The sequence below is a fragment of the Bombella pollinis genome, assembly GCF_026385485.1.
In the GTDB taxonomy this organism is placed as follows: Bacteria; Pseudomonadota; Alphaproteobacteria; order Acetobacterales; family Acetobacteraceae; genus Bombella; species Bombella pollinis.
In genome coordinates, this window is sequence record NZ_JANIDX010000005.1 from 80665 (window position 1) to 100148 (window position 19484).

Sequence of the window (19484 nt, forward strand, 5' to 3'; positions counted from 1 at the left end):
GGCTAGGCTTCCCCCTCTTACTGGAAAAGAGACAGAATGTTCTGGGACTGACCATTAGCAATGGAGAGGGACTTAATGCCCAAGGATTGCTTGGTCTGCAGGGAGGTCAGCTTAGCAGACTCAGCGGACATATCCGCATCAGTCAACGCACCAGACGCCGCTGTCAAAGAGTCGGCAGATTTCTGACCATAATCGCTCATGGAATCGATAAGCTTCTGGTTAGAACCAAGGTCAGAGGTGACGTTTGTCATCGCCTCAATAGCTTTCTGCACCTGCGAAATCATCTTCACGACGCCCTGCTTCGGATCCCCCGCATAAGCATCGCTTAGGCGCGCACCATTAGCTGTAGCAGTGAGGAAGATATTCACATCTGGGTCCACACCTGGTGTAGCACTACCGGGGGTTAAACCCAGCATTTCTGACAAGATATGCCCAACACCATAGCCTGTGGTCGCGCCAATCATGCTGCCATAGCTTGTCAATGTTTGCGTATCACCCTGCACGCCCGTCACATAAGTAAGGCTATTGGAGGTAATGCCCAACCCATCAGTCGTGCCGCTCAATGTCCCACCGGAGAGGAGATTGATGCCCTTTGTGGTCGCATTACGCGCAATCGTATCGATGGACTTCATGTAGCCCGTGATTTCTTTATTCAACTGGCCAAGGGATGTTTCACTCCCAAGGTTATTACCCACCGTTGTAATAGCATTCTGCACATCTTGCAGAACCTTGATGATGCTATTTGCCGCAGAGTTGGTAGAGCTAACAATCTGAGAGGCGTAGCTCAACCCATCATTCACAGCACTCTGCCCAGAGATATCACCGCCAATTTGTGCGGAAATACCAAAAGCAGCTGGGTTATCAGACGCATTGGCCACCTTCTTACCGGTGGAGACGGCGTTCTCTGTTTTAGCAAGTTCACTCTGTGTAGTGTTCAATGTCTCCAAGGCGACCATGGAGGATGTGTTTGTGTTAATGGAAAGACTCATAGTCTTTTCTCCCAGCTCATCTAAATCAAAAGCAACGGCAAGTCGTTGACAGAACTATACAACCACAGAAATTTTACAGGATTCTTACATTCAAGAATAAAAATCACCTTTATTTTAGACAACAACGTAAAGAATTAACCTTATTAACTATATATTTATTATATCTTACCATAAAAAGAACGCCACCGTGGTATCACGATGGCGTTCTTTATAACCAAACCCAAAAGGAGCCAGCCCCGTAGGGCTAGGCTTCCCCCTCTTACTGGAAAAGGGACAGAATGTTCTGGGACTGACCATTAGCAATGGAGAGGGACTTAATACCCAAAGATTGCTTGGTCTGCAGGGAGGTCAGCTTAGCAGACTCAGCGGACATATCCGCATCAGTCAACGCACCAGACGCCGCTGTCAAAGAGTCGGCAGATTTCTGACCATAATCGCTCATGGAATCGATAAGCTTCTGGTTAGAACCAAGGTCAGAGGTGACGTTTGTCATCGCCTCAATAGCTTTCTGCACCTGCGAAATCATCTTCACGACGCCCTGCTTCGGATCAGACGCATAGGAGCCAGCAAAGCTTGCACCTGTTGCACTGGATGTCAGGAAGACGTTGCTTGTTGGGTCAGCACCAGCGGAGCCACCGGCTGTCAGGCCCAGAAGTTCTGTCAGGGTTGCACCCTGAGACACACCGGTTGTTGCAGCAATTAATGTGCCATAACCGCTCAGTGTCTGTGTGTCACCCTGCACCCCGCTGACGAATGTCAGGCTATTGGAGGTAATGCCCAGACCATCGCTTGTACCACCAGAGAGCAGGTTGATGCCCTTTGTCGTCGCGTTACGCGCGATTGTGTCGATGGATTTCATATAGCCAGTAATTTCTTTATCAAGCTGGCCAAGGGACGTAGTGCTACCAAGGTTGTTACCAACAGTGGTGACGGCGTTCTGCACATCTTGCAGAACCTTGATGATGCTATTTGCCGCAGAGTTGGTGGCGCTCACAATCTGAGAAGCGTAGCTCAGCCCATCATTCACAGCGTTCTGACCGGAAATATCACCGCCAATCTGTGCGGAAATACCAAAAGCAGCGGGGTTATCAGACGCATTAGCGACTTTTTTACCGGTGGAGACGGCGTTCTCTGTTTTAGCAAGTTCACTCTGTGTGGTGTTCAATGTCTCCAAGGCGACCATGGAGGATGTGTTTGTGTTAATGGAAAGACTCATGGCCTTTTCTCCCTACTCATCATACGTCATGACCAACGACAAATCGTTGACAAGGCTAATAGACCACATAACCTTTACATGATTATTACACAGCGTCCCTAAAATAACTTAACCTTACCCCACTTGCACTTTTGGTTGTGCTTCACGCCCACGCATATAAGGGCGCGGGCCACGCAGGCTCCCCGGCACAGCTTGCGTAAAAGAATCGGAGAAATGCGGCACGGCCTCATTATCCCCCGCAATATCTTCCACACTTTGCACTGGCGCATTGACAGAAGCTACGGCTTGCTTTGCTTGCTCCAACACCGCCTGCTGCGCCTCCAAACGCTCTAAAAGGGCACGCGCAGCGTTAAGATGCTCTTTTAACTCTGTTTCTTGCCCTTCTACCTTCTTCAACAAAACGGCCATCGAATCGGTCGATTCTTGTGCCATTTTGTGATGGTCCATCAGGTCTTCTTCAGCATTACGCACACGCTCTAGCAAAACAGAGAGACGCTTATCGCCCTGATTAACCTCATGGCGCACACGCTCAAACATATGCGTCACTTGCTCTGTGGAGGAATCCAGCGTGGAGACCATCTCATTTAATGCCGTATAGGATTCACGGATGACACCTAGCCGCCGCACGATCAAGCGGGAACTAATAATCCCCGCTATCAAAACAATCATCAAAAGGACTTCAATAACAAGCTGACTATTTTCCAGAAACATGATGAAGTCCCTCCTGCCCTGCCATGTGATGCTCTGCTGGGATAGCCCCAAGGGAGGCTAAAAGCTCCGGTGTTAAGTCTTCTTCTGGTGGGATAAGCCGCTGGTCAATCCGTACGGCCTGCATATTATGCAACCGGCCTAATGTGCCCTCAAAAAGAGGCGTACCGTCACATTCCATACGGACATTATGTGGCGCATCTGCCTTACAAGGCAAATGCAACACGCTGCCCTTCTTTAACGCTAAGATTTGAGACAGCGGAAAGGAGCTTGATTCAAAAACAGTGGATACTGTCACACTCGTTTCCATAATCTCGGAGATGAGGTGATTTTCCCAAATTGAATCACTGCCGAAGTTTTCCCCCATAAATTGCTGCGCTAATTTCTCTCGTACAGGCTCAAACGTGGCATAGGGGATAACAATCTCCATATTCCCACTTCTATCACCCATATCAATATGAAACTTTGCCGCAATCGCTGCATTAGAGGGGCGGGCAATCACTGCAAGGCTGGAGCTAACCTCCAATCGCTCAAAAGACAAATCCACCTTACCAACTGGGGTAAATGCCTCAGAAAGGTCCGCAAGCGTAATGACCACCAATTTTTCAATTAATGCCCGCTCTAGGGCGGTGTGAGGGCGGTTTTCCACCGCTTTGGCCCCACGGCCGGGGATGGCCCCCATCAAAATATCGACAATCGCGTAGGAAAGGTCAGAATCTAAAATCACCAGACCATAATTACGCCATTGCTCTGCGCGAAATACCGAGAAAAGGGAGGATGTCGGCACGCCAGACATATAATCCCCAAACCGTAAAGAGCGCATGTCCTCCATCGTAATATCGACATTATCATTGGTAAAACCACGCAATGTCGAGGAGAGGAAGCGCACCAGCCTATCAAAGACATTCTCCAACATAGGCATGCGCTCATAGGCCACAAAACCGGCCTTTATGATGCGCTCCATGCCACTTTCCTCCCGCAAGGCAGAGTTGGAAAATGTATCGCCTAACATCGCATCAATAGCGGATTGGTCTAACGCGCGGTCCTCATCTACAGTCTCACCATCCCCAGAGCCGGTTGTTGCGGCTGATTCAGCCTCACCCATATCAGGCTGATCGGCTGTGGGCTGGTCTGCCTGTCCCTGCTCATCTTCATCGGCCATTAGGTCTTAATCCATCTTACTGGGTTAGAAGTTCTGTAATATAAACGTTGCTGACATTTACCGGGGCAAAGGCAACGCGCAATCGCCGCAATAAAGCCTCCCGTAGGCGATAAAACCCACTACCATGAAGGTCTTGGGGGCGGCTCTCATGCAAGTAAGTTTGGAAGATATCCTCTACCTCCGGCAAACGATCCTTGAGAGACGCCTCACTCTCTGCACCTTCAAACTCAATACTCGCTGTCATTTTGACGTAAACCGTCCGCCCCGCCCCATTATCAAGATTAGCCGTGGCAGACGGTACAGAGAGTAAAATACGCGCCCCTGGGGCCTCTTTTGCCCCAGCCCCGCCATGTGCTGCGGCCTTCTCCCCGCCCTTCCCAAAGGGGAGGAGATGCGCCTGCCATGCCCCAACGCCGCCACCTACGACAAGCAACGGGATCGCTATAAGCAGGGCTAATTTCTTCTTGGATCTCCCTTTTGCCTCATCAGCAAGAGCGGCATCCTCCTCAGCCCCAGCGACAGAGGCCTCTGTCTCATCACTCATACAGCCTGACCCTCTCCTTAACCTTGGGGAACAGGCTGCATGCTCACGCCTTCACCTGCCATAGCGGTTACGCCAAAACCAGTAGATACAGGCATGCTAGATTCCCGCAGCTCTTGATGATGAGCCGCATCATACCCATCCTCTGCCCGCGCACCTAACGGAAGGAACGCCTCCTCATTCAGCCGATAGCCCATGCCCCAACTGGTGATGAAAGGCTTCTGAATCCCACGGGAACGCAATTTCTGGCGAATACGGCACACCATGACATCAATCGTCTTGCTAATAGGCTTCTCCCGCCCTGCATAAAGGGTAGAAAGAATAGCAGACTTGTTCAGCAAGCTCCCCCGGCGGCGCACCATGAGGGACATAATATCATATTCCCCTTGCGTTAAAGGCAGGATTTCATCATCCACTAAAACCTCACGCATATCTTCTTTGACAGTCAGACGACCAACATTGATGATTTGACTTGTCACGCCATGATCCATCACACGCCGGACAATGGCTTTAAGACGTGCCAAAAGCTCAACAGGCCCTACCGTAATCGGCACGCAATCATCCGCACCTGCTGCAAGCGCATCAGCGACATTATCAGCTGTTAAGTTACGCGCAATAATTAGAATAGGCAGACTAAAGCGGTTATTACGGATTGTTCTAATCAAAAGCGGGTCTGGACTTGTCTGCTGGATGACTGCCACATCAGACTGGTCATTGCGTAAAGCACTTAACACACCCTCACGGCCAGAAATCCGTAAGAAGATGCCCCCCTCCGATACTGCCTCCGAAAGGGTAGAACAGGGGCGACCATCCATATTCTTCGGACTATCACCGACACAAATCAACCGCATGGCAGTTTTCCTTTTTGTCATCGTTTTACACTCCCCTGCTATCAAGACTTAACGCTAACACGACATTAAAATAACCTTGTAATTTCTAATTGCAACAAGAATATTCCTTTAATTTAAGGCCATTTTTTAGATTTCCATGCTATCCCTAGGCTTTCCCTAGCCCTTGACGTGTTTCGTAACGAGTTATGAAATAGAGCGTTAAAAGAAAACTAACGAGGCGACTCCAATTATGACCCATTGCCATCTCATCAACGGCGCAAAAGCTTTTGCCCATTCCGCAGGTCGTTTGAACCAGACATTGCAGGATTATGCTGCAACATTTCTCACCTCCTCTGGCATCAGCATCAGCCAGACAATTATTGACCATCATTATAGCATTGAGGAGGAGATAAAGGCCTTCCAAAAAGCAGATATTATCCTTTACCAATTCCCCGGTTGGTGGATGGGCACGCCATGGCCCCTTAAAAAATATATGGATGAGGTCTTCACCGAGGCTCATGGTATTTTTTACAAAAATGACGGGCGTAGTCGTCATGACCCAACCAAGCTCTACGGCTCGGGGGGACTTCTGCAAGGTAAACGCTTTATGGTCTCTACGACATGGAACGCCCCGCTTGAAGCGTTTGAGGAGCCTCATCAATTCTTCCATGGTGGTGGGATTGACGCTGTTTTATTCCCTTTCTATCGCGCTCATGCCTTCCTTGGGATGGAGCGTTTGCCAACCTTCCTTGCCACTGATGTGATGAAAAACCCCGATATTGAAGCTATCACAACGGCCTATCAGCATCATTTAGAGCGTGTTATTCTAACCTTATAAGCCTCTTTATGCCCCCGACACCCCTTGCCCCCTTCAAGCAGCCATCACGCGCCATTGCACAGGGTCGGTTACTCATACTGCGTTCGACTTCCTCACACTCTATCGGACCGAAACAGTAACCGACCCTGTCCTTGTTGTGTATGAGCCGCGCATCTACATCGTTGTGCAAGGGGAGAAGGTGCTCTATCTGCATAACCGCCCTATTCTCTATGATGAGAGCCACTATCTCATCTCTACATTGAACCTTCCCGTCTCTGGGCAAATCACGCGTGCCTCTGCCTCTGCGCCCTATCTAGCCCTTTGCATCAGCTTCACCCCACTTGAAATGCGAGAGCTATTGCATGATATCGAAGCCGCCTCCCCCTCCCAGACAGCCCTAGCATCCTCTAAATCTTCTTATGCCCCACTCTCCCCCGCAATGGGCTTGAGCAATATTACAAACGATATTCTGGATACATTGCTTAGGCTTGTTAGATTATTAGACAAGGACAAAAACGATCTTTTCTTAGCCAAACTTTACAAAAAGGACCTTCTCTATCACTTCCTACAAGGCCAACAAGGCCATGTTTTGCGTGAGATTGCTCATAATCAAAGTGACCTCTCACGCATTAATCGTGCCCTCATTCATTTGCGTCATCATTTCCATGAGCCTTTTGAGATTCATGACCTCGTCACAATTGCAGGCATGGGGCAATCCAGCTTTTACAAACGCTTTAGCGCAGTAACAGGGATGACGCCCGTCCAATATCGGACAAAACTTCGCCTTCAAGAAGCGCGCCGCCTTATGGTGCATGAAGATGTTGGAGCCGCTCAAGCGAGCTTTTTAGTCGGGTATGAAAGCCCCTCTCATTTTAGCCGTGATTACAAACGTATCTTTGGCCGCCCTCCCCATGCGGACCTTCATCATATCCGCACAATCGGTATTGAGGCGTATAAACGCCAGCATGAAGATGTCTGGTTCTAATGCAGGGCTGCCATTAACTCTACTGCGTTGAACATACAGCCATTCCTTCATAAGCTACTAAAAGCTTACAGGCTCAAAATTATAACACTGCCTTTGATGAAGGATCATGGCTATGCGTACTGTCGGTTTTGCCTGCACCTCCGCTGAGGATACACTCAACCCCTTCCATTTTGACCGCCGCAACCCTCGCCCCAACGATGTTGTGATGGAAATTCTCTATTGCGGTGTTTGTCATTCCGACCTGCATTGGGTCCGCAATGACTGGGGCCATACACCCTACCCTGCTATACCAGGCCATGAGATTATTGGCCGTGTCATCGAGACAGGCCCGGATGTAACCCGCCATAAGATTGGCGATATTGTAGCCGTCGGCTGCATGGTCGATAGCTGCCAAAATTGTGACCAATGCCGCAAAGGGGAGGAGCAATATTGCCGCGAGGGGCAAAAGCATCCCATCGGCATGAATGGCGTTTATGGCGGTATTGATGTGGTGGACAACACCCCCAATATGGGCGGTTATTCCAAACATCTTGTTGTCCGGCAGGAATTCGCCCTTAAAGTCCCCAAAGGGTTGGACATCTCCAAGGCAGCACCGCTCCTTTGTGCGGGCATCACCACATGGTCGCCCCTACGCACCTGCCAAGTAGGGCCGGGTACGCGCGTTGCTGTTATCGGCCTTGGCGGGCTAGGCCAAATGGCTGTAAAACTAGCCGTAGCACTCGGTGCGGAAGTTACTGTCATTTCCCGCAGTGATAAAAAAGAACAAGACGCCCTCGCCATTGGCGCTGACAAGCTTTTAGCATCCAGCAATGACAAGGCCATGCAGGCAGCCGTCAATAGCTTCGACCTCATTATTGATACCATCCCTGTCGAGCATGACATCACCCCCTACCTCCCCTTATTGGATGTAGATGGGACATTCTCCATGGTGGGGCAGATTGGCCCATTACCTACCACCACCACCCTACCGCTCGTCTATGGTCGTCGTCGTATTACTGGTTCCCTCGTTGGCGGCATCCGTGAAACGCAAGAATTGCTGAATTTCTGTGCCCGTAAAAACATCCTGCCCGACACCAAAACCGTTGCCATGCAGGATATTAATGACGTTTTTAAAGAACTCGAAAAAGGCGATACGCATTATCGCTTTGTCATTGATATGAGCACGTTAAAGGCTGACTAAACGACTTCACCTGCCCCGCCATATTGGTTGGCGGGGCAGTACCTTTTTAGACGCCTTCTAAAATAGCCCGCAAGTAAGGCCCAGTGCGGCTAGCAGGGTCCTGCGCTACATCCTCTGGTGGACCAGCAGCAATAATCTGCCCGCCTTTCTCCCCACTGCCAGGGCCAATATCAATCACCCAATCACTCGCTGCCGCAACGCGCATATTATGCTCGGTCACGACCACGCTATGGCCTTGCTCCACAAGCGTTTGCAGCTGCCCTAAAAGCCGGTCTGTATCTGAGGGATGCAACCCTGTTGTGGGCTCATCCAAAATATACAGCATAGAGGCTGACCGCCGCTTTTGCAGCTCTGTCGCCAATTTGAGACGCTGCGCTTCCCCACCAGATAGTTCCGGCGCGGGCTGACCAAGGCGAAGATACCCTAACCCAGATTGCACCAATGTATCTAACCCACGGGCCAAGATCCCCCCGCCTGCAAAGAAGCTACAAGCCTCATCCACCGTCATTGCCAGCACATCAGCGATGTTTTTATTCCGCAGCGTGATGGCGAGAACCTCATCCTTATACCGTGCCCCATGACAAACCGGGCACGGGGCCTCCACACCGGGCATAAAAAGCAACCCGACCGAGACCGTCCCCAACCCCTCGCAATGCGGGCATCGCCCTTTTGCGACATTGAAGCTAAAGCTACTTTCATCCAACTTTGCCGCGCAGGCAGCATCGGTTGCAGCAAAAAGCTTGCGAATATGGTCGAAAATACCCGTATATGTCGCCAGATTAGAGCGTGACGTCCGCCCAATGGGCTTTTGCGTTATCACAGCCAGACGCTTCACATGCTCCAACCCTGCGATAATCTGCCCTTCCGGCTGCGCCTCCACAGCCTCACCCACTAGCGGTGCGGTCTCATCATCCTCTTGCCGCTCATCCGTTTCCTCAATCGCCTGACCTAGCGCGCGGCTGACCAAACTCACAAGGGCCTGACTCACCAAGCTCGATTTACCGGAGCCAGACACACCCGTCACGCTCACCAACACACCCAGCGGCAACTTTAACGAGAGATTCTGCATGTTCCGCCATGTAATGTTCTCTATCTGAAGCCACCGCTCTATAGGCCGCCTAGAGCCACATTCCAAAGGTGGCGGGGCAAATAGATAAGGCCGCGTACGGGAGGCCTCCACCTGCCGTAAACCATCCGGCGGGCCGCTATAAAGCACCTGCCCCCCATGACGGCCCGCACCGGGACCAATATCCACAAGCCAATCAGCATGACGCATCACCACCGGGTCATGCTCCACAATAAGGAGGGAGTTCCCCGCCTTGGGCAACCGGCCTAACACATTCAAAAGCGATTCAATATCCGCAGGATGCAGCCCTGCGGCAGGCTCATCCAACACATAAGCCACACCGAACAAAGCGGAATGAACCTGCGTACCCAGCCGCAAGCGTTGATATTCACCGGGGGAGAGGCTATCCACAGCGCGGTCCGTTTGAAGGTACCCTAGCCCCAGCTCCAACAAAATCTCCAACCGCTTCATTAAAGCCGTGCCAATCTCCTCAATCACACGGCCTTGAGCATCACTCAGTTGATTTTCTGCAAGCTGGTCCTTCAGCACATGATAAAGCTGCTCTAAAGGCAGGTGAGACAGGGCCGCAATATCCTGCCCCCCAAAGGTCACAGCAAGAGCTTCAGGCTTTAGACGCGCCCCATGACACACAGGGCAGCGCGTCGCCTGCATGAAGGATGCCGCACGGGCGCGCATTTTTGCACTTTTAGAGCCATGGAAGCTCTGCATCACATAGCGGCGCGCACTCGCGAAAGTTCCCTGATAGGTTGCAGGCTCTCCCCGTTTGATAGCCGCTTGGCTCTCAGCATAATTCAACCCCCGATAGATAGGCTCGGTTGGGGTTTCATCTGTATAGAGTATCCACTCCCGGGTAGCTTTGGGCAGGTCTTGCCATGGTGTGTCGAGGTCTATCCCGCGCATCATAAGGATGTCCCGCAGATTCTGCCCCTGCCACGCACCGGGCCAAGCCGCTACGGCTTTTTCCCGCAGGGTTAAGGTCGGATCGGGCACCATCTTTTCTTCCACAACATCATAGAGCCATCCCGTACCTTGGCAACGCGGGCACGCCCCCTGCGGGGTGTTAGCGGAGAAGTCGTCACTCTCCAGCATCGGCGCATCAGCGGGATAAGTACCCGCACGGGAATAGAGCATCCGCAATAGATTAGAGAGCGTTGTCACACTCCCCACAGAGGACCGGCTACTTGTCCCCGCCTGCTGCTGAAGCGCAATAACAGGCGGTAGCCCCTCGATATTACGGATTTTTGGCGGGGGTAGCTGATGGAACAAACGCCGCGCATAGGGGGCGACTGTCTCCAAATAACGCCGCTGTGCCTCGGCATACAACGTCCCAAATGCCAGAGAGGACTTCCCCGACCCAGACACGCCAGTAAACACCACTAGACAACCCCGTGGAACCTCCAACGAGACATCCTTTAAATTATGCTCTTGCGCGCCTTCTATACGAATCATGTTTGTGAGGGCCTTTTGATGATGTGATAATGACGATCCTGCCATATAGCCTCCCAACCCTGCGCGAACGAGGCGGGAAGACTAGCATATTCTATATCAACCTGATGCCTGTAAAATAGCACCTCTGACCTCAGGCAAATATCTTTCTATCGAACGAAATAAACTGATACAGTCAATTCTATTAAGGAGGAGGTTTTTTCAAATGACTAAAAATTACGAATGGGCTGGCCCAAATGCAAATGTAGCCGAAGTCCTTAATAAATACTGCTACGGAAGCAGCAAACCTCCCTTCGCCTTAATGCTAGATGGCCCATGGGGTTGCGGTAAAACATGGCTCGTGAAACGTCTTTTTGACAAAAAGAGGACGGACCGTGAATCGGATAGTGAGCTAAACATGATCTATGTATCCCTCTATGGGATGCAGAATGCCGAGGAAATAACACAAGCCATCTATGTTGCCATGCACCCCATACTTGGCGGCAAGATTGGAGAACTAGGAAAAACCGTTTTTAAAGGCTTGTTGAAAAGTACTTTAAAGATTGATTTATACCATTTAGATGACAATAAAACTGACCTCTCAGTTATTCTAGGTATGTCTGGAGAGACAAAGAACAAAGACAAAATATTCAAAAAGCGTATTCTAGTCCTTGATGATGTAGAACGAGCAAAAATGCCCGTATCCGACATATTAGCTCTCGTGCAGCCTTTGGTAGAATCACATGAAAACCGCGTTATTCTCGTTGCTAATGAAAAAGAAATTGCTATTGATGATAATGAAGAAAGAAAGCGTTATGAACGTACAAAGGAAAAGACCGTTTACCTTACATTACAGGTACAACCGGATATTGAAAGTACTTGGAAAGATGTTATTGAATCTGAAGACAAAGATGATTTTAAAAAATTTCTATTAAAAAACAAGGAAACATTCATTAAAAAAATAAAAAATCAATATACAGACAACCTAAGAATCTTAAATTTTTTCATCACATTTGGAGATGAATTATTTCAATCAATCACAGAAAAATATAAATGCGAAGAATATAACGAAAGTATTTTATCCATACTCTCTATTTTATATTTTAGAATTACGTGCCATATACATAGATCATCAAATCATCAAGACACCAATATAGAAAAAGAAAATCAAGAATCAACAGGACACTATGTAAACCCATATCAACCATTATATAATTCTATAGATGATTTAATAAAAACAGGATTTTTTAATAAAACCAATATAAATGAATATATATGTACTTTCTTTAACGAAAAGGAAACACCCTCATGGAAGAAGATACTCTTCTACTTACATAAGAAGACAACAAGTGAATATTATGAAGATATCGTAAACTCTTTCGAACAAGATTTCAAAAACAAAACTCCATCTAACGATGGAGAGGTTTTACACGTATGTGATATTTATATAATGTTAAATAGAATCGGAGTAAGCGGCTTTACACAAAAAAATTATATTGACTTATTAAAAGAATATGTAAATAAATATTTCAAAAGCCGTACCTTCAATGAAAATAATCTCGCCTTTTTAGAAAAGGACTACAATTCTCCGTCTCTCAATAATGCTCTTGCCTTTTCTGAAAGGGAAACCCCTTCTTTCAAAGAGATATTTGCTTTTTTTCAAAAAGTAGGGACAGAATCTATGATGGAATCTATTAATTTAAAGATAAAAGAAGCAGAAAAATTAGATAAAATAACTGACCTAATTGAAACCATCTTATCAAAGAATAAAAATAATATATTTGATACTCTAATACTCCTCACTATCAAACCAAACGTTTTTCTCAGGAACCTCACCTCCTTTTCAGGAGAAAAACAGATTGATTTCCTCAGAACTCTTGCCGATCATTCTGCCCTAATGGCTGAAAATCCATCCAATCTCTTAGCTTCTAAAAATGGCTGGTTTAACGAAGTTATTAAATGCCTCAAACAGGAAATTGAGGATGAAAGCACCCATCCTCTTCGAAAGGAGCTTCTCTGCCTACAGATTAAGCTACTAACCCCCCTGCACACCTAGTCGCCAGGGGAAAAGCAACAAACCGGCTTTCTAAGAACAACACCTGGTGGAGGGGGTTGGATTCGAACCAACGTAGGCGTACGCCAGCGGATTTACAGTCCGCCCCCTTTAGCCACTCGGGCACCCCTCCGTACTCAGGTTGGCCGTGTGATAATACGCATTTGGGGCTATGTCAATGCGTGGTTAAAGGATTATATAGGCAATTATGGCTAAAAAATCATCCTCCCGCCGTGTGGCTTTGCCAGAGGCGCAAAATCTCTCCCGCAATCGCTCCCGCCGAAGCACGACCAAGCACGGGGCTCCCGCTACTGGCAAGGGTTATTGGCTCTATGGTCAACATGCTGTGGAGGCCGCGCTCCTCAACCCTGCGCGCATTATTTACGCCCTGCTTGCCACCAAAGAGGCCGAGGCTGCCCTTCCCCAAACAGCGCATCAACCGCGCATCGTCAGCCGGGAGGAGCTAGATGCCCTCTGCGGTAAAGAGGCCGTGCATCAAGGGGTGTGCCTCAATGTCGAGCCGTTGGAAAACCCGGCTCTTGTGGATGTGATCGACCGCCCCGGCCCTATCCTTGTATTGGACCAAGTAACAGACCCGCGCAATATCGGGGCCATTCTACGCTCTGCCGCCGCTTTTGGGGCCGCTGCTCTCATCGTGCAAGACCGTCACACACCTGATGAAACCGGGACTATGGCCAAAGCGGCCTCTGGCGGATTGGATATTGTGCCCATCATTCGGGAAACGAATATCTCCCGCACGCTGCAAAGCTTACAAAAAACGGGCTTCTGGGTCGTGGGGTTAGATGCTGGTGGGACGCGCTTAGACCGCACCCAGCTTGGTCAACGCCGTGTGGCTCTCGTTCTAGGGGCCGAGGGGGCAGGGCTACGCCGCCTAACACGAGAGACGTGTGATGAGATTGCCTCCATTTACATGTCTGGCCCGATGGAGAGCCTAAATGTCTCCAACGCTTCTGCGGTGGCCCTATACGAGCTGACCCGCCCCCTCAGCTAACAGCTGCCATATAAAATGGGGTGGTGCCAGAAAACCCAGCACCACCCCATCATTATACTTTATGGCCTGCTTTTACTTAGCAAACGGATAATCCGTATAGCCTTTCGCCCCAATCGGGCCGTACCATGTGGCCATATCATCTTGTTGAAGCGGTAAATCCTCCTTCAAGCGGCGCACGAGGTCCGGGTTAGCAATATAGGCGCGCCCAAAGCTGATAGCATCTGCCTTGCCTTCTGCCACGGCCTTCAGAGCTTCATCACGCGTATATTCCTGATTCAGCACCAGCGGACGGGTGAACACCTTGCGGATTTCTGGCGATAATTTAGGCTGCTCTGTAGCCCCGCCAAAGGTGAAGGTGCTGGAAGGATTAGATTCACGCAGCTCCAGCCATGCCACACCGAGGTCATTCAACATCTTCGCTGCCGGGATAAAGACAGTTTCCGGCTTGCTATCTATCGTGCCCTGCACCTCGCCATTCGGGGAGAGACGAACACCGACATGCTCGGCCCCAACTTCCTTAATGACAGCTTCCGTCACCTCACGCAGCAGACGCAGACGATTCTCGACAGACCCACCATAAGCATCCGTCCGATGGTTCGTGCCATCACGCAAGAACTCATCAAGCAGATAACCATTGGCAGAGTGAATCTGCACACCATCGAACCCGGCTTTCATCGCATTGCGCGCAGCCTTGATGTAATCCTCAATGATGCCCGGAATCTCATCCAAACGTAGCGCACGGGCCTCCTCATAAGGGGCCTTGCCCTCATATGTATGGATGTGCCCCGGTGCTGTGGAAGGAGACGGTGCCACCGGCTGCTCCCCCGTTGTGGAGGAATGGACCATCCGCCCCATATGCCAAAGCTGGCAGACAATCTTACCGCCCTTCTCATGCACGGCATCGGTGACGGCCTTCCAGCCCTTTACCTGCGCGTCATTCCAAATGCCTGTAGCATAGGCCCAGCCAAGCCCTTGGCGAGAAATCCCCACGGCCTCTGAGATAATCAGCCCGGCGGTCGCCCGCTGTGCGTAATATTCCACCATGATGGGTGTCGGCACAGCATCTTTGCCCGCCCGTGCCCGGGTAAGCGGTGCCATAACAACACGATTAGCCGCCTTAACAGCCCCAAAAGAGATAGGCTCAAACAACGTTGCCATAACGTCCTCCTTTAACAGACATGAAGAGAAACGTCCCTTCTGCCGTTGAGGCTAACACAGGCTTATTGTTCCATCAATATAGAACTACAATCTTGACAAAACACCCTCCGACTCCCGATACAGAGAGGCATGGCCACGTTATATCATCACCCTGCCCCAGAGGAGGTTGCCCTCCTCCCGCTCCTCCGCGCTATAGCGGACCCGGTGCGTCTGGGCATTATCTATCATTTATACAATTTGGGGGAAGCAAACTGCACAACCCTCCTCCGCGGGCGTCCTAAATCCAGCATGTCACATCATTTTCAAGTGTTGCGCGAGGTAGGGATTTTGCACACGCGGGTAGAAGGGGTCCAACATCGCAACACATTACGCCTTACGATGTTGGAGGAACGCTTCCCCGGCTTGATGAGCAGTATTTTACGCGCTTATCCCGCTTATGAGGAAGAGACCCTAGGGTGACGTAGGATGTGTCATTGTTAATTCTGCAATGATGCGTGCCTGCTCCGGGCTCCATAACACGATGCGCATATTGCCTTGCTCATCCTTTAACATCACGGCCAAGGCCCCATCAGGGCGAGCGGACATCATCGTCACCTGCTCGCCTACACGGCGCGGTAGGCTTAATAAAGCAGGACCAGAAAGGGATGAAGAAAGAGCTGGAGCCTCCTGCCTCACCACAGGGGTAGGGGCATGATGAACAATGCGGTAAATAATAATCCCCACCAAGGCGGCCGCCCCTACAATAATCATCACCCCCATGATAATCACCGCCGCCACTAACGCACGCGGCGGGTGCGGCGGGACACTCTCGCTGTTTGTTGTGGATTCGGCTAGGGTAGGCGGCATGTCTGATGTTTCCATTCCCGATTCTCTCTCTGCTGATGCAGCCATGCTTTACGCCTTCACGATTCAGCAAGGCCAAGCAGGACAACGAGCCGACCGTATGTTGGCCGATGCCATTGGGACATTATCCCGCTCTCGCGTTAAAACCTTAATTGAGACAGGCTACCTTACCTGCAACGGCTCCCCACGGCGAGACCCTTCCTTCACCTTACGAGAAGGAATGACGCTAGAACTCCACCTCCCCCCGCCAGAGCCTGCCCGCCCACAAGCTGAGAGCATCCCCTTGGATATTCTTTTTGAGGATAGGGACCTCATCGTCTTGGACAAACCCGCCGGATTGGTGGTCCATCCCGCCCCCGGGAATGAAACGGGGACCCTTGTAAATGCCCTCCTCGGCCATTGCGGGCCTGATTTTGAGGGCATTGGAGGAGAGAAACGACCCGGAATCGTGCACCGTTTAGACAAAGATACATCTGGCGTGATGGTCGTTGCGAAAACCCCCCTCGCTCATGAAGCGCTCTCCGAAGCCTTTGCTACCCGCACGATGGAGCGCGCCTATCTTGCGCTCGCATGGGGGATTCTCCCACCTGCTGGTGAGTTTGAAGGGGCTATCGGCCGCGATAAACGGGACCGCAAACGCATGGCCGTTGTTATCCAAGGGGGAAAGCAGGCCCTAACGCGTTATAAAACAAAAGAAACATTTCATAACGCCGTCTCCCTTGTGGAGTGCCGCTTAGCAACGGGGCGTACGCATCAAATCCGTGTGCATCTCTCTCATAATGGGCATCCTTTATTAGGCGACCCTGTTTATCTTCGTCGCATCCCCGCTGCGGCGCGCAAACTCCCCGTGACACTGCGCGATGAAGCGTTGGACTTCCCCCGCCAAGCCCTCCATGCCGCAACACTCGGTTTTACACATCCCCGCACACGGGAAATGCTGCATTTTACCGCCCCTTTGCCGGAGGATTTTCAGGCATTAATGGGGAGCCTTAAAGCATAATTCATCAATATAACTTTTTCTTAAGTTTAACATTTCGATGAAAACGATTAAAAGAATAGAACCTGTAGGAGTCCTAAATGCAGCGCATGCCTCCACTGCCTTATTTAGGGGTGGAGATATGAACAAGCAGGAACTAACCTCCCTAAGAGGGCGCATCATTCCTGTGATGAAAGAACGGGTAAGGATTGCTCTTTCTTTCGCCAGCTAGGTGCAAGGAGTCGAATATATATGAAGTCTCCCACTACTCTCCCTGCCATTGGGCCGGAGACCAATTTATCCCGCTATCTTCAGGAAATCCGCCGTTTTCCTCTCCTCACATCCGAGCAAGAGTTAGATTTAGCCCGCCGCTGGCGAGATAAGCATGATAGCAGTGCTGCTCATGAGCTTGTGACCTCTCATCTGCGCCTTGTTGCAAAAATTGCCATGAGCTATCGCGGTTATGGTCTGCCCGTAAGTGAGCTTATCAGCGAGGGCAATATCGGCATGATGCAGGCTGTCCGCCGTTTTGACCCAGAGCGCGGCTTCCGCTTAGCCACTTACGCTATGTGGTGGATTCGTGCAGCTATTCAGGAATATATCCTCCATAGCTGGTCCTTAGTGAAAATGGGAACCACAGCGGCGCAGAAAAAACTCTTCTTCAATCTCCGCCGCCTTAAAGGCCAGATGCAAGCTTATGAGGAAGGCGACCTTCAACCAGAGCAGATTGACCATATTGCTAAGACGCTCGGTGTGCCAGAGCAAGATGTCATCTCCATGAATCGCCGCCTCACCGCGCCGGATCATAGCCTTAATGCCCCACTGCGCATTGATGGCGAGCAAGAATGGCAAGACTGGCTTGTGGACCAAAATGAGAGCCAAGAAGAGACGCTAGCTGAAAATGAGGATATGAATGGCCGTAAGGCCCTCCTCGCTGAAGCGATGCAAACCCTTAATGAGCGTGAGCGTCACATCCTCACCGAACGCCGCTTGAAGGAAGACCCTTCCACTTTGGAGGAACTCTCCCACCATTACGGCGTCTCACGCGAGCGTATTCGTCAAATTGAAGCTCGTGCGATGGAGAAATTACAAAAGGCTATGGCTTCTGCCGTAAAAGCCCGCCGTAAGGAGCAAGGCTTCACGGAGGATGACGCTTAAAACGTCTCCTCTCCCCCTCTGGCCCTTTTTCATCCTTGCAAGACTGCGGTTCGTTTTAACGAGCCGCATTTTTGTAAATAACATCATCAAAAAAGGCGGTGCCCCATAAGGACAACCGCCTTTTTTAAAACCTCGGTTTAATCCGATGTCTTATTTAGCGCGTAGCACCTCAACACCCGGAAGGGTCTTACCCTCCAGCCATTCGAGGAAGGCACCGCCCGCTGTGGAGACGTAGCTCATACGGTCTGCCACACCTGCATGACGCAGAGCAGAAACCGTATCACCACCGCCTGCCACTGTAAGTAGCTTGCCTGCTTCAGTCAGCTTCGCTGCGGCCTGAGCCACTTCCACCGTTGCTTTATCAAACGGGGCAATCTCAAAGGCACCAAGCGGACCATTCCAGACCAGAGTCTTAAGGTCAGCTAAATGCTTGGAGATAAGCTCGGCTGTTTTTGGCCCGGCATCGAGGATCATGGCGTCATCAGGCACCTTATCCACCGGCACAACCTCAGAAGGCGCACCCGCTTTGAACTCACGCGCGACAACGGCATCTACTGGCAGAACCAGCTTGCAGCCCTTCTCTTTAGCATGAGCGGCAATCTTGCGGGCTGTCTCGTGCATGTCGGCCTCTTGGAGGGACTTGCCAACCTTCACACCCTCAGCAGCGAGGAAGGTATTAGCCATAGCCCCACCGATGAACAGCACATCCACTTTATCCAACACGTTGCCGATGAGGTCCAGCTTCGTGGAGATTTTGGAGCCACCAATAACGGCCCCAACAGGGCGTTTTGGATTCTCCAAAGCTGCAGAAAGAGCCGTCAACTCAGCTTCCATCAAGCGGCCTGCATAAGCAGGCAGAAGATGGGCTACACCCTCTGTCGAGGCATGAGCGCGGTGAGCTGCAGAGAACGCATCATCTACATAAATATCCCCATTAGCAGCCAATGCTTTGGAGAATGCAGGATCGTTCTTCTCTTCCTCAGCGTGGAAGCGTGTGTTCTCCAACAGGAGGACATCGCCATCCTTTAGGGCATCAACCGCCTTTTTAGCTTCTGGCCCAACGCAGTCGGACGCAAAAGCAACCGGGCGACCTAGCAGCTCACCCAGACGCTTACCCACCGGTGCCAGCGACATCTCAGGCACGACCTTCCCTTTAGGACGGTCGAAGTGGCTGAGAAGGATGACCTTGGCCCCCTTCTCAATCAGCTCGCGGATGGTCGGCAGCACACGCTCAATACGCGTTGTATCGGTGATGGCACCTTCATGCATGGGGACATTCAGGTCAGCGCGGAGAAGTACGCGTTTACCGCGTACCTCCGCTTTATCTAGCGTGCGAAAAGCCAT

General features: G+C 50.6%; 18 protein-coding genes and 1 tRNA gene. 8 read left to right on the forward strand and 11 right to left on the reverse strand.

The genetic code is table 11. The features are described 5' to 3' along the window. Window positions 1-17: 17 nt before the first annotated feature. The 6 genes from NQF89_RS06105 to NQF89_RS06130 all read right to left on the reverse strand — a co-directional run bounded on the left by NQF89_RS06105 (window position 18) and on the right by NQF89_RS06130 (window position 5488). On the reverse strand, window positions 18-989 hold the full coding sequence (locus NQF89_RS06105) for a flagellin (protein WP_266137775.1): 972 nt from the start codon (window positions 987-989) through the stop codon (window positions 18-20). Between the two features lie 259 nt (window positions 990-1248). Then, window positions 1249-2205, reverse strand: a complete 957-nt coding sequence (locus tag NQF89_RS06110; protein ID WP_266137776.1) for a flagellin — start codon at window positions 2203-2205, stop codon at window positions 1249-1251. A 114-nt stretch (window positions 2206-2319) separates the two neighbouring features. Further along, window positions 2320-2916 carry a hypothetical protein gene (locus tag NQF89_RS06115; RefSeq protein ID WP_155573760.1) on the reverse strand — a complete coding sequence of 199 codons (597 nt, stop codon included), beginning with the start codon at window positions 2914-2916 and terminating at the stop codon, window positions 2320-2322. Continuing rightward, a complete protein-coding gene (gene fliM, locus NQF89_RS06120) occupies window positions 2900-4075 on the reverse strand; it encodes a flagellar motor switch protein FliM (RefSeq protein ID WP_266137777.1) in 1176 nt (391 codons plus the stop codon). The genes NQF89_RS06115 and fliM overlap by 17 nt, the downstream gene beginning before the upstream one ends. Before the next feature lie 16 nt (window positions 4076-4091). Continuing rightward, window positions 4092-4619 carry a flagellar basal body-associated FliL family protein gene (locus NQF89_RS06125; protein ID WP_266137778.1) on the reverse strand — a complete coding sequence of 176 codons (528 nt, stop codon included), beginning with the start codon at window positions 4617-4619 and terminating at the stop codon, window positions 4092-4094. 17 nt (window positions 4620-4636) lie between these two features. Then, window positions 4637-5488: a winged helix-turn-helix domain-containing protein gene (locus NQF89_RS06130; RefSeq protein WP_155573763.1), complete on the reverse strand. Its 852-nt coding sequence runs from the start codon at window positions 5486-5488 to the stop codon at window positions 4637-4639. Between the two features lie 208 nt (window positions 5489-5696). Between NQF89_RS06130 and NQF89_RS06135 the strand changes: the two genes are divergently transcribed. The 3 genes from NQF89_RS06135 to NQF89_RS06145 all read left to right on the forward strand — a co-directional run bounded on the left by NQF89_RS06135 (window position 5697) and on the right by NQF89_RS06145 (window position 8428). Then, window positions 5697-6284 (forward strand): NAD(P)H-dependent oxidoreductase, encoded by a 588-nt coding sequence (locus NQF89_RS06135; protein WP_155579612.1) that lies wholly within the window; start codon window positions 5697-5699, stop codon window positions 6282-6284. A 43-nt stretch (window positions 6285-6327) separates the two neighbouring features. Continuing rightward, the gene (locus NQF89_RS06140; RefSeq protein ID WP_266137821.1) at window positions 6328-7248 is read left to right on the forward strand and encodes an AraC family transcriptional regulator; all 921 of its coding nucleotides are present in this window, start codon (window positions 6328-6330) and stop codon (window positions 7246-7248) included. 106 nt (window positions 7249-7354) lie between these two features. Then, on the forward strand, window positions 7355-8428 hold the full coding sequence (locus tag NQF89_RS06145) for an NAD(P)-dependent alcohol dehydrogenase (RefSeq protein ID WP_323670735.1): 1074 nt from the start codon (window positions 7355-7357) through the stop codon (window positions 8426-8428). Between the two features lie 46 nt (window positions 8429-8474). Here NQF89_RS06145 and NQF89_RS06150 read toward each other — a convergent pair whose 3' ends face one another. Continuing rightward, window positions 8475-11009, reverse strand: coding sequence for an excinuclease ABC subunit UvrA (locus tag NQF89_RS06150; protein ID WP_266137779.1), 2535 nt, complete (start codon window positions 11007-11009; stop codon window positions 8475-8477). Between the two features lie 157 nt (window positions 11010-11166). Here NQF89_RS06150 and NQF89_RS06155 point away from each other — a divergent pair, with 157 nt between their 5' ends. Then, a complete protein-coding gene (locus NQF89_RS06155; protein ID WP_266137780.1) occupies window positions 11167-12996 on the forward strand; it encodes a P-loop NTPase fold protein in 1830 nt (609 codons plus the stop codon). A 44-nt stretch (window positions 12997-13040) separates the two neighbouring features. Here NQF89_RS06155 and NQF89_RS06160 read toward each other — a convergent pair. Next, window positions 13041-13126: transfer RNA gene (locus NQF89_RS06160), tRNA-Tyr, on the reverse strand. 75 nt (window positions 13127-13201) lie between these two features. On the opposite strand from NQF89_RS06160, the gene rlmB reads away from it, so the two are divergent. Next, window positions 13202-14005: a 23S rRNA (guanosine(2251)-2'-O)-methyltransferase RlmB gene (gene rlmB, locus NQF89_RS06165; protein WP_266137781.1), complete on the forward strand. Its 804-nt coding sequence runs from the start codon at window positions 13202-13204 to the stop codon at window positions 14003-14005. 72 nt (window positions 14006-14077) lie between these two features. Here the strand turns inward: rlmB and NQF89_RS06170 are convergent, their stop codons facing one another. Then, a complete protein-coding gene (locus NQF89_RS06170; RefSeq protein WP_266137782.1) occupies window positions 14078-15163 on the reverse strand; it encodes an alkene reductase in 1086 nt (361 codons plus the stop codon). Between the two features lie 129 nt (window positions 15164-15292). Between NQF89_RS06170 and NQF89_RS06175 the strand changes: the two genes are divergently transcribed. Next, a complete protein-coding gene (locus NQF89_RS06175) occupies window positions 15293-15622 on the forward strand; it encodes an ArsR/SmtB family transcription factor (RefSeq protein ID WP_155573770.1) in 330 nt (109 codons plus the stop codon). Here the strand turns inward: NQF89_RS06175 and NQF89_RS06180 are convergent. After that, window positions 15614-16024: a hypothetical protein gene (locus tag NQF89_RS06180; protein WP_266137783.1), complete on the reverse strand. Its 411-nt coding sequence runs from the start codon at window positions 16022-16024 to the stop codon at window positions 15614-15616. The genes NQF89_RS06175 and NQF89_RS06180 overlap by 9 nt on opposite strands. On the opposite strand from NQF89_RS06180, the gene NQF89_RS06185 reads away from it, so the two are divergent. Next, entirely contained in the window at window positions 16008-17006 is a 999-nt protein-coding gene (locus tag NQF89_RS06185; RefSeq protein WP_155573772.1) for an RluA family pseudouridine synthase, read from the forward strand. The two genes, NQF89_RS06180 and NQF89_RS06185, sit on opposite strands and share 17 nt — an antisense overlap. A gap of 228 nt (window positions 17007-17234) precedes the next feature. After that, entirely contained in the window at window positions 17235-18140 is a 906-nt protein-coding gene (gene rpoH / locus NQF89_RS06190; protein WP_099026948.1) for an RNA polymerase sigma factor RpoH, read from the forward strand. Window positions 18141-18290: 150 nt separating this feature from the next. Here rpoH and NQF89_RS06195 read toward each other — a convergent pair whose 3' ends face one another. Next, window positions 18291-19484: a phosphoglycerate kinase gene (locus NQF89_RS06195; protein WP_155573774.1), complete on the reverse strand. Its 1194-nt coding sequence runs from the start codon at window positions 19482-19484 to the stop codon at window positions 18291-18293.

Bases quoted from the DNA above. Each gene is read 5' to 3' on its own strand.
- NQF89_RS06135 (WP_155579612.1), top strand. From the start codon at position 5,697: ATGACCCATTGCCATCTCATCAACGGCGCAAAAGCTTTTGCCCATTCC.
- NQF89_RS06105 (WP_266137775.1), bottom strand. From the start codon at position 989: ATGAGTCTTTCCATTAACACAAACACATCCTCCATGGTCGCCTTGGAG.
- fliM (WP_266137777.1), bottom strand. From the start codon at position 4,075: ATGGCCGATGAAGATGAGCAGGGACAGGCAGACCAGCCCACAGCCGAT.
- NQF89_RS06175 (WP_155573770.1), top strand. From the start codon at position 15,293: ATGGCCACGTTATATCATCACCCTGCCCCAGAGGAGGTTGCCCTCCTC.
- NQF89_RS06170 (WP_266137782.1), bottom strand. From the start codon at position 15,163: ATGGCAACGTTGTTTGAGCCTATCTCTTTTGGGGCTGTTAAGGCGGCT.
- NQF89_RS06125 (WP_266137778.1), bottom strand. From the start codon at position 4,619: ATGAGTGATGAGACAGAGGCCTCTGTCGCTGGGGCTGAGGAGGATGCC.
- NQF89_RS06115 (WP_155573760.1), bottom strand. From the start codon at position 2,916: ATGTTTCTGGAAAATAGTCAGCTTGTTATTGAAGTCCTTTTGATGATT.
- NQF89_RS06180 (WP_266137783.1), bottom strand. From the start codon at position 16,024: ATGGAAACATCAGACATGCCGCCTACCCTAGCCGAATCCACAACAAAC.
- NQF89_RS06150 (WP_266137779.1), bottom strand. From the start codon at position 11,009: ATGGCAGGATCGTCATTATCACATCATCAAAAGGCCCTCACAAACATG.
- NQF89_RS06130 (WP_155573763.1), bottom strand. From the start codon at position 5,488: ATGACAAAAAGGAAAACTGCCATGCGGTTGATTTGTGTCGGTGATAGT.
- NQF89_RS06185 (WP_155573772.1), top strand. From the start codon at position 16,008: ATGTCTGATGTTTCCATTCCCGATTCTCTCTCTGCTGATGCAGCCATG.
- NQF89_RS06145 (WP_323670735.1), top strand. From the start codon at position 7,355: ATGGCTATGCGTACTGTCGGTTTTGCCTGCACCTCCGCTGAGGATACA.
- NQF89_RS06155 (WP_266137780.1), top strand. From the start codon at position 11,167: ATGACTAAAAATTACGAATGGGCTGGCCCAAATGCAAATGTAGCCGAA.
- rlmB (WP_266137781.1), top strand. From the start codon at position 13,202: ATGGCTAAAAAATCATCCTCCCGCCGTGTGGCTTTGCCAGAGGCGCAA.
- rpoH (WP_099026948.1), top strand. From the start codon at position 17,235: ATGAAGTCTCCCACTACTCTCCCTGCCATTGGGCCGGAGACCAATTTA.
- NQF89_RS06110 (WP_266137776.1), bottom strand. From the start codon at position 2,205: ATGAGTCTTTCCATTAACACAAACACATCCTCCATGGTCGCCTTGGAG.
- NQF89_RS06195 (WP_155573774.1), bottom strand. From the start codon at position 19,484: ATGGCTTTTCGCACGCTAGATAAAGCGGAGGTACGCGGTAAACGCGTA.